At 40.5% G+C, this 13,807-nt stretch carries 10 protein-coding genes; 9 read left to right on the plus strand and 1 reads right to left on the minus strand.

Going from position 1 to position 13,807, the window contains the following annotated elements; translation table 11 throughout:
• Positions 1 to 2: 2 nt before the first annotated feature.
• From rplL to tuf, 9 genes are all read left to right on the plus strand, one after another.
• Positions 3 to 368: a 50S ribosomal protein L7/L12 gene (gene rplL, locus BMY57_RS11770; RefSeq protein ID WP_091774554.1), complete on the plus strand. Its 366-nt coding sequence runs from the start codon at positions 3 to 5 to the stop codon at positions 366 to 368.
• A gap of 100 nt (positions 369 to 468) precedes the next feature.
• Positions 469 to 1,089: a class I SAM-dependent methyltransferase gene (locus BMY57_RS11775; protein ID WP_091774556.1), complete on the plus strand. Its 621-nt coding sequence runs from the start codon at positions 469 to 471 to the stop codon at positions 1,087 to 1,089.
• 355 nt (positions 1,090 to 1,444) lie between these two features.
• On the plus strand, positions 1,445 to 4,999 hold the full coding sequence (rpoB, locus tag BMY57_RS11780; protein WP_091774558.1) for a DNA-directed RNA polymerase subunit beta: 3,555 nt from the start codon (positions 1,445 to 1,447) through the stop codon (positions 4,997 to 4,999).
• Positions 5,000 to 5,029: 30 nt separating this feature from the next.
• On the plus strand, positions 5,030 to 8,635 hold the full coding sequence (rpoC, locus tag BMY57_RS11785; RefSeq protein WP_091774560.1) for a DNA-directed RNA polymerase subunit beta': 3,606 nt from the start codon (positions 5,030 to 5,032) through the stop codon (positions 8,633 to 8,635).
• A gap of 111 nt (positions 8,636 to 8,746) precedes the next feature.
• On the plus strand, positions 8,747 to 8,998 hold the full coding sequence (locus BMY57_RS11790) for a ribosomal L7Ae/L30e/S12e/Gadd45 family protein (RefSeq protein WP_091774562.1): 252 nt from the start codon (positions 8,747 to 8,749) through the stop codon (positions 8,996 to 8,998).
• A 103-nt stretch (positions 8,999 to 9,101) separates the two neighbouring features.
• On the plus strand, positions 9,102 to 9,515 hold the full coding sequence (gene rpsL / locus BMY57_RS11795; RefSeq protein ID WP_091774564.1) for a 30S ribosomal protein S12: 414 nt from the start codon (positions 9,102 to 9,104) through the stop codon (positions 9,513 to 9,515).
• Positions 9,516 to 9,560: 45 nt separating this feature from the next.
• The gene (rpsG, locus tag BMY57_RS11800) at positions 9,561 to 10,031 is read left to right on the plus strand and encodes a 30S ribosomal protein S7 (RefSeq protein WP_091774566.1); all 471 of its coding nucleotides are present in this window, start codon (positions 9,561 to 9,563) and stop codon (positions 10,029 to 10,031) included.
• A gap of 50 nt (positions 10,032 to 10,081) precedes the next feature.
• Entirely contained in the window at positions 10,082 to 12,160 is a 2,079-nt protein-coding gene (gene fusA / locus BMY57_RS11805; protein ID WP_091774568.1) for an elongation factor G, read from the plus strand.
• Between the two features lie 117 nt (positions 12,161 to 12,277).
• Positions 12,278 to 13,468, plus strand: a complete 1,191-nt coding sequence (gene tuf / locus BMY57_RS11810; protein WP_091774570.1) for an elongation factor Tu — start codon at positions 12,278 to 12,280, stop codon at positions 13,466 to 13,468.
• 11 nt (positions 13,469 to 13,479) lie between these two features.
• Here the strand turns inward: tuf and BMY57_RS11815 are convergent.
• The coding region (locus BMY57_RS11815; RefSeq protein ID WP_256205303.1) for a transposase at positions 13,480 to 13,807 on the minus strand (328 nt) is incomplete at its 5' end.

The raw sequence follows: 13,807 nt of genomic DNA on the forward strand, positions 1-13,807 counted from the left end.
TCATGACTAAAGAGCAAATTATTGATGCTATTAAAGAAATGTCAGTTTTAGAATTAAACGATTTAGTAAAAGCTATTGAGGAAGAGTTTGGCGTAACAGCTGCTGCACCAGTTGCAGTTGCAGGTGGTGCTGCAGGTGGCGAAGCTGCTGAAGAGAAAACTGAATTTGACGTTGTACTTGAAGACGCAGGTGCTTCTAAGATTAAAGTTGTTAAAGCAGTACGTGAAATCACTGGTCTTGGCCTAAAAGACGCTAAAGAACTAGTTGATGGCGCTCCTGGTACAATTAAAGAAGCAGTAGCTAAAGAAGAAGCTGAAGAAATGAAAGCTAAGCTTGAAGAAGTTGGCGCTAAAATCGAATTAAAATAATAGCACATTCATAAAGCTCGCTGAACCATTCAGCGAGCTTATGTTTGTTTATTCTATCAACTTCCCATAATGATCTAATCCCTGTTAAAGAGGTGCTAAAATGAGCGATCATTATTATTCTGAAAAACCTACAAGTAAACGAAACCCTTCACAATTCCAAACAACCCTAAGTTCCATCACATTAAACTTTCATTCAGACGAGGGCGTATTTTCCAAAAAACAAGTAGACTTTGGTACAAAGACATTAGTAGAACATTTTAAACAACCTGAAGATAAAGGTAACTTATTAGATTTAGGTTGTGGCTATGGAGTCATTGGTATCACGTTAGCGAAGCGTTATCCTGACCATCATGTAGTTATGGTTGATGTTAATGAAAGAGCGGTTGAGTTAACAAAGAAAAATTGTGAACAAAATGATGTTCAAAACGCTGAAGTATTACAAAGTGATGGAGTGGCTGAAGTTAAGGATCGTCAATTTAATGCGGTGATAACAAATCCGCCATTTCGAGCAGGAAAAAAAGTCGTTCATCAAATGGTAGAAGATAGTTTTGATGTATTGAATGATCAAGGTGAATTGTGGGTGGTTGTTCAAAAGAAACAAGGAGCTCCTTCTTTGAAAGGTAAAATGGAGTCAGTTTTTGGTAATGCTGAAGTGGTTGTCAGAAATAAAGGTTATTATGTATTGCGTGCCATAAAGTTTGACTCGGATATACCGGTATGATAGTATTAAAAAATGCCAATATATACGTTTCTTTGTCAAGGTTTTTTTCAAATTCAACATCAAAATCTTGTCATGACGTATATTTTTTAAGCGTTATACCGATAAATGTATTGAGTCTAAATATGTGTTTAAATGGGGTATTCATTCTGAAAAACGAAAAGATGAACAACTCATTAATTAGATTATATCAAACATTTGTGTTTAACACGAATGTTTATATAAATAATGCTTGTGAAACTTGATGTGGATCAAGCAATGTTCGGCATGCCTTTTTGTCGAACCGTTTTTTGTTTGCCCTTAGTGAAAATTTTTCGCTAAGTCTCTATTAAATCTGGTTGTTTGAGGGGTGAAGCAGTTGACAGGTCAACTAGTTCAATATGGTCGACACCGCCAACGTAGAAGTTATGCAAGGATTAGCGAAGTACATGATCTTCCTAACCTAATTGAGATTCAAACCAAATCTTATGAATGGTTTTTAAGAGATGGTTTGAAAGAAATGTTTGAGGACATTTCACCTATTGAAGACTTTACAGGAAACCTATCACTAGAGTTTGTCGATTACAGCTTAGGTGAGCCGAAATACCCTGTAGACGAAGCGAAAGAGCGTGACGTCACGTATAACGCACCTTTACGCGTTAAAGTTCGTCTCTTGAATAAAGAGACAGGTGAAGTGAAGGAGCAAGAGGTGTTTATGGGAGACTTCCCATTAATGACAGACACAGGTACCTTCATTATTAATGGTGCCGAACGTGTTATCGTATCTCAGCTTGTTCGTTCACCAAGTGTTTACTTTAACGATAAAATTGATAAAAACGGGAAAAGAGGTTATACGGCAACTGTTATTCCTAACCGTGGTGCATGGTTAGAGTTTGAAACAGATGCGAAAGACGTTGTACATGTAAGAATTGACCGTACTCGTAAATTACCATTAACGGTTTTATTAAGAGCATTAGGTTTTAGCTCTGATGATGAAATAATTGATTTAATTGGTGAAAACGAGTTTTTACGTAATACATTAGAAAAAGATAACACTGAAGATAGTGAAAAAGCGTTAATTGAGATTTATGAACGCTTAAGACCGGGCGAGCCTCCAACAGCAGACAATGCTCGTAGCTTGTTATATTCACGTTTCTTTGATTCGAAGCGTTATGATTTAGCTCGTGTTGGTCGTTATAAAATGAACAAAAAACTTCATTTTAAAAACCGACTACTAAATCAAACATTAGCAGAAACAATTGCTGATGAAGAAACAGGCGAAGTTATTGCTCGTAAAGGCGATAAATTAAATCGCCGCTTATTAGATAAAATTATGCCTTACTTCGAACTAGAAGAAGAGGCTGTCGGTGAGAAAATTTTAGAACCACAGGATGGTGTGTTAGAAGATCCGATTAAAGTTCAGTCTATTAAAATCGTGGATCCGACAGACCCTGAAGGTGAAAGAACGCTTAATGTAATTAGCAATGGTAATGTAAGTGATCAAGTCAAAAACATTACTCCAGCTGACATTATTGCGTCCATTAGTTATTTCTTTAACTTATTACACACAGTCGGTAACACAGATGACATTGACCACCTAGGTAACCGTCGTCTTCGTTCTGTAGGTGAATTATTACAAAACCAATTCCGTATTGGTTTATCACGTATGGAGCGTGTTGTTCGTGAGAGAATGTCCATTCAGGATACTGAATCCATCACGCCACAACAGTTAATTAATATTCGACCTGTAATCGCGTCGATTAAAGAGTTCTTTGGTAGCTCTCAGTTATCCCAGTTCATGTATCAAACGAATCCGTTAGCAGAGCTGACGCATAAACGTCGTTTGTCAGCACTAGGACCTGGTGGTTTAACACGTGAACGCGCTGGTTTCGAAGTTCGTGACGTACACTATTCACACTATGGTCGTATGTGTCCGATTGAAACACCTGAGGGTCCAAACATTGGTCTAATCAACTCTCTATCGTCCTATGCCAAAGTGAATGAGTTTGGTTTTATTGAAACACCTTACCGTAGAGTTGATCCAGAAACTGGTCGAGTGACAGAACATGTTGATTACTTAACAGCAGATGAAGAAGACAACTACATCGTAGCTCAGGCAAACGCTCGTCTTAACGAAGATGGAACATTTGTTGATGAAGAAGTAATCGCGCGTTTCCGTGGTGAAAACACGGCAGTACCACGTGAACAAATCGATTACATGGACGTTTCTCCTAAGCAAGTTGTATCAGCTGCAACGGCATGTATCCCATTCTTAGAAAACGATGACTCAAACCGTGCATTAATGGGTGCGAACATGCAACGTCAGGCAGTACCTTTAATCAAGCCGGATGCACCGCTTGTTGGAACAGGTATGGAATATGTGTCGGGTAAAGACTCTGGTGCAGCCGTGGCTGCTAAGCATGCTGGTATTGTGGAAAAAGTTGAAGCGAAAGAAATCCATATTCGTCGCATTAAAGAAGTGGATGGAAAAGAGGTCGAAGGCGATCTCGATAAATATAGATTAGCTAAATTTGTTCGTTCAAACCAAGGTACTTGCTATAACCAAACACCGATTGTATCGAAAGGTGACCGCGTAAGTGAAGGTGAAATTCTTGCTGATGGTCCTTCTATGGACAAAGGCGAGCTAGCCTTAGGGCAAAATGCTTTAGTAGCGTTTATGACATGGGATGGTTATAACTACGAGGATGCCGTCATCATGAGCGAGCGTATGGTTAAAGACGATGTCTTCACATCTATTCACATTGAAGACTTCGAAACAGAAGCTCGTGACACGAAGCTTGGTCCAGAAGAAATTACACGCGACATTCCAAACGTTAGTGAAGATGCCCTTAAGAATCTAGACGAAAATGGAATTATCCGTGTAGGTGCTGAAGTTTCAGATGGCGATCTATTAGTAGGTAAAGTCACACCTAAAGGTATGACAGAACTATCAGCTGAAGAACGTCTATTACATGCAATCTTTGGTGAAAAGGCGCGTGAGGTAAGAGATACGTCGCTAAGAGTACCACATGGTGGTGGCGGTATTGTCTTAGATGTTAAGACATTTAACCGTGAAGATGGCGATGAATTATCTCCTGGTGTTAATAAATTAGTACGTGTTTACATCGTACAGAAACGTAAGATATCCGAAGGGGATAAGATGGCAGGACGTCACGGTAACAAAGGTGTTATCTCAAGAATTTTACCAGAAGAAGATATGCCTTACTTACCAGACGGAACTCCAGTAGATGTCATGTTGAACCCACTCGGTGTACCATCGCGTATGAACATTGGTCAGGTGCTTGAATTACACCTCGGTATGGCAGCAAGAGAAATGGGAATTCGCGTTGCTTCTCCTGTTTTTGATGGAGCGAGAGAAGAAGACGTTTGGGACACTGTTCTAGAAGCAGGCTTAGCTCGAGATGGTAAAACAGTACTTTACGATGGTCGTACAGGAGATGCGTTTGATAACCGTGTGTCTGTTGGTGTCATGTACATGATTAAACTAGAACACATGGTTGACGATAAACTACACGCACGTTCAACTGGTCCTTACTCACTCGTTACGCAACAGCCACTCGGTGGTAAAGCACAGTTTGGTGGTCAGCGTTTTGGTGAGATGGAGGTTTGGGCTCTTGAAGCATATGGTGCAGCCTATACGTTACAAGAAATCCTAACAGTTAAATCAGACGACGTCGTTGGTCGTGTCAAGACGTATGAAGCCATTGTTAAAGGTGAGAACTTACCAGAACCGGGAGTTCCTGAATCATTCCGTGTATTAATCAAAGAGCTTCAAAGTCTAGGGATGGATGTTAAGATGCTAACATCTGATCGTCATGAAATTGATATGCGAGACCTAGAAGATGAAGATCAGTCAGAAGAGTTGAACGTCTCGATGGAAACAACTGAAGATCAAAACGTAAGCGAGAAATAACGGATAGAAAATATAAGGGAGGTAGGCTCCTTGATCGATGTAAACAGATTTGAGTTTATGAAAATAGGATTAGCTTCGCCTGATAAGATCCGTTCTTGGTCTTTTGGTGAAGTTAAAAAGCCAGAAACAATTAACTATCGTACATTAAAGCCTGAAAAAGATGGTTTGTTCTGTGAACGTATTTTTGGACCTACAAAAGATTGGGAATGTCATTGCGGTAAATATAAACGTGTCCGTTATAAAGGCGTTGTTTGTGACCGCTGTGGTGTTGAAGTAACGAAAGCAAAAGTACGTCGTGAGCGCATGGGGCATATTGAACTTGCTGCCCCTGTCTCTCACATTTGGTATTTTAAAGGAATTCCAAGCCGTATGGGTCTTGTATTGGATTTATCTCCAAGAGCACTAGAAGAAGTTATTTACTTTGCTTCTTATATCGTGACTGACCCGGGTGATACACCTTTAGAGAAAAAACAACTATTAACGGAAAAAGAATTCCGTGCTTATTACGAAAAATACGGAAATACGTTTAAGGCCCAAATGGGTGCCGAAGCGATCCGTAAATTATTACAAGACGTCGATTTAGATCGTGAAGTTCAAGAGCTAAAAGAAGAACTAAAAACGGCTCAAGGTCAGCGACGCACTCGTGCTATTAAGCGTTTAGAAGTGCTTGAATCATTCCGTAACTCAGGTAATAATCCTGATTGGATGATTATGGACGTCTTACCGATTATTCCACCTGAACTACGTCCGATGGTTCAGCTAGATGGTGGACGTTTTGCAACATCTGACTTAAACGACTTATACCGCAGAGTGATTAATCGTAACAATCGTCTGAAGCGTCTATTAGATTTAGGTGCACCGACAATTATTGTTCAAAACGAAAAACGTATGCTACAAGAATCTGTAGATGCATTGATCGATAATGGAAGACGTGGTAGACCAGTTACAGGACCAGGTAACCGTCCGTTAAAATCACTTTCACACATGTTGAAAGGTAAGCAAGGTCGTTTCCGTCAAAACTTACTCGGTAAACGTGTTGACTATTCAGGCCGTTCAGTAATCGTTGTAGGGCCAAACTTGAAAATGTATCAATGTGGTCTTCCGAAAGAAATGGCCATTGAGCTATTCAAACCATTTGTGATGCGAGAACTCGTAAACCGAGGCTTAGCTCACAACATTAAATCGGCTAAACGTAGTATTGAACGTTTACGTCCTGAAATCTGGGATGTTTTAGAAGATGTCATTAAAGAACACCCAGTCTTATTAAACCGTGCGCCAACGTTACACCGTTTAGGTATTCAGGCGTTTGAACCAACACTTGTTGAAGGTCGTGCGATTCGCCTTCACCCATTAGTATGTACAGCCTATAACGCAGACTTTGACGGTGACCAAATGGCGGTACACGTTCCGCTTTCACCAGAAGCACAAGCGGAAGCTCGTATTTTAATGCTTGCAGCTCAAAATATCCTAAACCCTAAAGATGGTAAACCAGTTGTTACACCATCGCAGGATATGGTATTAGGTAACTATTATTTAACACTTGAGCGTGAAAACGCACTTGGCGAAGGACATATTTTCTCTTCATATGAAGAAGCGATTTTAGCTTATGACAACGGATATGTACACCTTCACAGCCGTGTTGGAATTAAAGCAAGCGCACTTAACAACCCTCATTTCACTGAGGAACAAAACAATAAATTACTTGTTACAACTATTGGTAAGCTAATCTTTAACGATATGCTACCAAACTCGTTCCCATATATGAACGAACCGACTTCTTATAACTTAGAAGAGCGTACGCCAGATAAGCACTTTGTAGATATAACAACAAACCTAAAAGAAGAAGTCAAAAATCGTGAGTTAATCAAGCCGTTTAAGAAAGGAATCTTAGGTGACATCATTGCTGAAGTGTTTAAGCACTATAAGATTTCGGAAACATCTAAGATGCTTGATAAGATGAAGGATCTTGGCTTCAAATATTCTACTAAGGCCGGTATTACAATTGGTGTAGCAGATATTGTTGTTCTATCTGAAAAACAACAGTTCTTAGATGCAGCTCAATCTAAGATTGATAAAGTTATGAAGCAATTCCGCCGTGGTTTAATCACGGAAGAAGAACGTTATGACCGTGTCATCGCGATTTGGACGGAAGCAAAAGATCAAATTCAAGAAAAACTAATGGTTTCATTAGACGCATTAAACCCTATCTTTATGATGAGTGACTCTGGTGCCCGTGGTAACGCATCAAACTTCACTCAGTTAGCAGGTATGCGTGGTCTAATGGCGAACCCATCTGGTAAAATCATTGAGTTACCAATCAAATCAAGCTTCCGTGAAGGTCTAACAGTACTAGAGTACTTCATCTCCACTCACGGTGCTCGTAAAGGTCTTGCGGATACTGCCCTTAAGACAGCAGACTCAGGTTACCTAACACGTCGTCTAGTTGACGTTGCTCAAGATGTCATTATTCGTGAGCATGACTGTGGTACAGATCGAGGCATGACAGTTAATGCATTGACAGAAGGTAACGAAACCATTGTTCCATTATATGACCGTTTAGTTGGCCGTACAGCATTTAGAAAAGTACGCCACCCTGAAACAGGTGAAGTAATGGTAGAGCGCAATGAACTGATTACTGAAGATAAAGCGAAAACAATTGTGGATGCAGGTGTTGAATCCGTCGTGATTCGCTCAGTCTTTACTTGTAACACTCATCATGGTGCTTGTGTTAAATGTTACGGTCGTAACATGGCGACAGGTGACCGTGTTGAAGCAGGTGAAGCAGTTGGTATTATCGCAGCACAATCAATCGGTGAGCCAGGTACACAGTTAACAATGCGTACTTTCCACACTGGTGGTGTTGCAGGAGACGATATCACACAAGGTTTACCGCGTATCCAGGAAATCTTCGAAGCGCGTAACCCTAAAGGTCAGGCAGTCATCAGTGAGATTGAAGGTACTGTCTTAGAAATTAATGATGTAAAAGATAAGAAAGAAATCGTCGTTCAAGGTGAAGTTGAAAGCCGTAACTATACAACACCATACAACGCTCGTATGAAAGTTGAAGTTGGCGATGAAGTTGTTGCGGGTCAAGCGTTAACAGAAGGTTCTATTGATCCGAAAGAACTCATTAAAGCTCAAGGCTTACAGGGCGTAGAAGAGTACTTACTCAAAGAAGTACAAAAAGTTTACCGTATGCAAGGTGTTGAAATTAGTGATAAACACATCGAAGTAATGGTACGTCAAATGCTTAATAAAGTCCGTGTCATTGAATCAGGTGACACAGACGTCATCCCTGGATCATTATTAGATGTGAATCAATTTAGAGAAGCTAACCGCCAAGTATTGAAAGAAGGTAAGCAGCCTGCTATTGCTAAGCCGATTATTCTTGGTATTACGAAAGCTTCACTTGAAACAGACTCATTCTTATCAGCTGCATCTTTCCAAGAGACAACTCGCGTCTTAACAGATGCTGCGATCAAAGGTAAGTATGATGACTTACTAGGCTTAAAAGAGAACGTTATTATTGGTAAGCTAGTTCCTGCAGGTACGGGTTTAGCGAAATATCGTAGTCTAGAAGCCGACAAAGAAGTCGTTGAAGTAGAAGAAGTAGAACAAGTAACAACTGAAGCATAAAAAGGTTGAAAGCACCTTGAATCTATTTGTGATTTTTATTGACAAGAACATAGGTCAATGATAATATATTCAAGGTGCTTCATATAACCTGTTTACTTTGGAGGATTAGAAGTGTCTTATGAAAAAGTAGCACAGGCTAAAACTAGTTTAATTATTGGAGCTAAACAAGTACTAAAGTCCATGAAAACTGGTGATGTACTTGAAGTCGTTGTGGCCGAAAATGCCGAACGACGTATAACGGATAAAGTATTAAAAGCAGCAAATGACTATGATGTACCAATTACCTTTGTAGCGTCTATGAAAAAATTAGGCGAAGCAAGTGGAATTGATGTCGGAGCAGCTGCAGTGGCAATTAAAAAATAAACTTTCTACACAGAGAGTGTATGAAGTTTGTTTTTTTGCCCGTTTATGAACCACCTGGATGTGTGGTATTAGAAATAGTTAATTCTAGAAGGGAGGAAACAACATGCCTACTATTAACCAACTAGTTCGTAAAGGTCGTAAAACAAGAACTAAAAAGTCTGACTCACCAGCACTAAACAAAGGATTTAACTCTTACAAAAAGAAGTTTACTGATAATCCTTCTCCGCAAAAACGTGGAGTGTGCACACGTGTAGCGACTATGACACCTAAGAAACCGAACTCAGCACTACGTAAATATGCTCGTGTGCGTCTATCAAACCAAATTGAGGTAACTGCCTACATTCCTGGTATCGGCCACAACCTACAAGAGCACAGCGTTGTTCTAATCCGTGGCGGACGTGTAAAAGACTTACCGGGTGTACGTTACCACATCGTTCGTGGTGCGCTAGATACAGCTGGTGTTGAAAACCGTAAGCAAAGCCGTTCTAAATACGGTGCTAAAAGACCTAAGAAATAAAACTTTTCTTAAGATATAGATCACCCAGGAAAGGAGGAACTTATTATGCCACGTAAAGGATCAGTTCCTAAAAGAGACGTATTACCAGATCCAATTTATAATTCAAAGCTAGTAACTCGCTTAATTAACCAAATCATGGTTGATGGTAAAAAAGGTGTTGCTCAAAAAATTCTATATAATGCATTTGACCTAGTTTCAGAGCGTAGCGGTCAAAACGCAATGGATGTTTTTGAAGAAGCAATGAAAAACGTAATGCCTGTATTGGAAGTACGCGCTAGACGTGTTGGTGGTTCAAACTACCAGGTACCAGTTGAGGTACGTCCAGAGCGTCGTCAAGCATTAGGTCTACGCTTCATCGTTAACTACGCTAGATTACGCGGAGAAAAAACGATGGAAGAACGTTTAGCTAATGAAATTCTAGATGCAGCAAATAATACAGGTGCAGCGGTTAAACGCCGTGAAGAAATGCACAAAATGGCAGAAGCGAACAAAGCGTTTGCTCACTATCGTTGGTAATATTAAATTAAATATACAATCTAGCTTTAATACAGGAAGGAGAAGTGAATATGCCTAGAGAGTTCTCCTTAGAGAAGTATCGTAATATCGGGATCATGGCTCACATCGATGCCGGTAAAACAACAGCTACTGAACGTATTCTGTTCTATACAGGACGCATTCATAAGCTGGGAGAAACTCACGAAGGTGCTTCCCAAATGGACTGGATGGAGCAGGAGCAGGAGCGTGGTATCACGATTACCTCTGCTGCGACAACAGCCCAGTGGAAGGATCATCGTATTAATATCATCGATACACCAGGACACGTAGACTTTACAGTGGAGGTTGAACGTTCATTACGTGTACTCGATGGTTCAGTTGCGTTATTAGATGCGCAATCCGGTGTTGAACCTCAAACAGAAACCGTTTGGCGCCAAGCAACTACTTACGGAGTTCCACGTGTTGTATTCATCAACAAAATGGATAAAGTCGGAGCAGACTTTTTATACTCTGTAAGTACAATTGAAGATCGTTTAGGTGCGAATGCTCATCCAATCCAATTACCAATTGGTGCAGAGGATCAATTCGAAGGTATTATCGACTTAGTAGAAATGAAAGCTTATTTCTACGAAGATGACCTTGGATCTCGCGCAAAAGCGACAGAAATTCCAGATGAATATAAGGACCAAGCAGAAGAGTATCGCGGGCGTTTAGTAGAAGCTATTGCTGAACTAGACGAAGAACTTATGATGAAATATCTAGAAGGTGAAGAGTTCACAATTGAAGAACTAAAAGCTGCGATTCGTAAAGCTACATGTGATGTAGAATTCTACCCTGTTATGTGTGGTTCTGCTTTCAAAAACAAAGGTGTTCAGTTATTACTAGATGCTGTTATTGACTATCTTCCATCACCATTAGACGTACCTCCAATTGAAGGTATCGTTCCTGGTACAGAGGAAGAAGTTGTTCGTAAGTCTGATGACAAAGAACCATTCTCAGCATTAGCATTTAAAGTTATGACAGACCCTTATGTTGGTAAACTTACATTCTTCCGTGTTTACTCAGGTACTTTAAGCAGTGGTTCTTACGTTAAGAACGCTTCTAAAGATAAGCGTGAACGCGTAGGTCGTATCCTACAAATGCACGCTAACCACCGTGAAGAAGTAGACATGGTTTATGCTGGTGATATCGCTGGTGGTGTAGGCTTAAAAGACACTGCAACTGGTGACACTCTATGTGACGAGAAAAACTTAGTTATTCTTGAATCAATGGAGTTCCCTGAACCTGTTATCGCAGTTGCGATTGAGCCAAAATCAAAAGCAGACCAGGATAAAATGGGTATTGCTTTAGGAAAGCTAGCTGAAGAGGACCCTACTTTCCGTACTGAGACAAACGAAGAGACTGGTCAGACGATCATCCATGGTATGGGTGAGCTTCACCTAGACATTATCGTTGACCGTCTAAAACGTGAGTTTAAAGTTGATGCAAATGTAGGTGCTCCACAAGTAGCATACCGTGAAACGTTCCGTGGAAGCGCGGAAGTTGAAGGTAAGTTCGTACGTCAGTCAGGTGGTCGTGGTCAATACGGTCACGTTTGGGTTAAATTCGAACCAAACGAAGAAGGCGCTGGCTTCGAATTCGTTAACAAAATCGTCGGTGGTGTGGTTCCGAAAGAATATATCCCATCAGTACAAGCTGGTATTGAAGAATCAATGGAAAACGGGGTACTTGCAGGATATCCACTAATCGATATTAAAGCTACATTATTTGATGGTTCATACCACGATGTAGACTCGAACGAGACTGCATTTAAGGTAGCAGCATCAATGGCGCTTAAAGAAGCTAAAAACAAATGTAACCCAGTTCTACTTGAACCAATGATGAAAGTAGAGATTGTTGTTCCTGAAGAGTACATGGGAGACATCATGGGTGATGTAACTTCTCGTCGTGGACGCGTAGAAGGTATGGGTTCACGTGGTAATGCGTCAGTTGTAAATGCGTTTGTTCCACTTGCTGAAATGTTCGGTTATGCAACTGCATTACGTTCGAATACACAAGGTCGTGGAACTTACACAATGCACTTCAGTCACTATGAAGAAGTACCGAAGAGCATTTCTGAAGAAATCATCAAGAAAAACAGTGGGCAATAATTGACATTTTGTCAAATTCCCAGATAGAAATATTGTAAACAGTGATCTCCTAATGCTATATTAGGAGATGACTGAACACATAAAACATAAATTCTAATTTTTAAGGAGGAAATATAAATGTCAAAAGAAAAATTTGACCGTTCCAAATCACACGTTAACATTGGTACAATCGGACACGTTGACCATGGTAAAACTACTTTAACTGCAGCAATCACTACTGTACTTCATAAGAAATCAGGTAAAGGTACTGCGATGGCTTATGACCAAATCGACGGTGCGCCTGAAGAAAAAGAGCGTGGAATCACAATCTCTACTGCACACGTTGAGTATGAAACTGACAACCGTCACTATGCTCACGTTGACTGCCCAGGACACGCTGACTACGTTAAAAACATGATCACTGGTGCGGCACAAATGGACGGTGCGATCCTAGTTGTATCTGCAGCTGACGGTCCAATGCCACAAACTCGTGAGCACATCCTACTTTCTCGTCAGGTTGGTGTACCAGCAATTGTTGTATTCTTAAACAAATGCGATATGGTAGACGACGAAGAACTATTAGAATTAGTAGAAATGGAAGTTCGTGACCTACTATCTGAGTACGACTTCCCTGGTGATGATGTACCAGTTGTTAAAGGTTCTGCATTAATGGCTCTTGAAGGTGAAGAGCAATACGTTAACGCAATCTATGAATTAATGGATGCAGTTGATGACTACATTCCAACTCCAGACCGTGACACTGACAAACCATTCATGATGCCAGTTGAGGACGTATTCTCAATCACTGGTCGTGGTACAGTTGCTACTGGTCGTGTTGAGCGTGGTCAAGTATCTGTTGGTGACGAAATTGAAATCATCGGTCTTGCTGAAGAAGCAAGCAAAACTACTGTAACTGGTGTTGAAATGTTCCGTAAGCTTCTTGACTATGCTGAAGCTGGTGACAACATTGGTGCGTTACTACGTGGAGTTTCTCGTGAAGAAATCAAGCGTGGTCAGGTATTAGCTAAGCCTGGTTCAATCACACCTCACACTAAGTTCAAAGCAGAAGTTTACGTTCTATCTAAAGAAGAAGGTGGACGTCACACTCCATTCTTCACAAACTATCGTCCACAGTTCTACTTCCGTACAACTGATGTAACTGGTGTTATCCAGCTACCTGAAGGTGTAGAAATGGTAATGCCTGGCGATAACGTTGAAATGGACGTTGAACTAATCACAACAGTTGCGATTGAAGAAGGTACTAAATTCTCAATTCGTGAAGGTGGCCGTACAGTAGGCGCTGGTGTTGTTTCAACAATCGTTGAATAATAATTTTTAAATTAAAGAGGCTGGGACATAACTAGCCTAAAATAACGTAAAAAAGGCACCAACCATAAAAAGTATGGTTTGGTGCCTTTTTTCTGCTTTGTTTCGTTATATGCCCAGCTTGTTTTCGCGTTCATGGTGGTGAACTTTCTTAGATTCACCGCCATGAACGCAAATCCTAATTCATTTTTCACCTTCTCTTTGCCCCTAACAGACATTCGAGAGAAGCGCAAATTAGCCTTCAGAAATCCAAAAACAGGTTCAACATCTACTTTTCGTTTGCCGTATAGTTCACCCGTTTTTTCTTCCGAAAGCTTTTCCCTTGTATATGCTTTTTGTTGT

Origin of the sequence: Piscibacillus halophilus, assembly GCF_900110685.1 — a bacterium.
In the GTDB taxonomy this organism is placed as follows: Bacteria; Bacillota; Bacilli; order Bacillales; family Alkalibacillaceae; genus Piscibacillus; species Piscibacillus halophilus.

Coding starts and splice junctions, on each gene's coding strand:
- rpsG (WP_091774566.1), top strand. CDS start 9,561: ATGCCACGTAAAGGATCAGTTCCTAAAAGAGACGTATTACCAGATCCA.
- BMY57_RS11775 (WP_091774556.1), top strand. CDS start 469: ATGAGCGATCATTATTATTCTGAAAAACCTACAAGTAAACGAAACCCT.
- rplL (WP_091774554.1), top strand. CDS start 3: ATGACTAAAGAGCAAATTATTGATGCTATTAAAGAAATGTCAGTTTTA.
- rpsL (WP_091774564.1), top strand. CDS start 9,102: ATGCCTACTATTAACCAACTAGTTCGTAAAGGTCGTAAAACAAGAACT.
- tuf (WP_091774570.1), top strand. CDS start 12,278: ATGTCAAAAGAAAAATTTGACCGTTCCAAATCACACGTTAACATTGGT.
- fusA (WP_091774568.1), top strand. CDS start 10,082: ATGCCTAGAGAGTTCTCCTTAGAGAAGTATCGTAATATCGGGATCATG.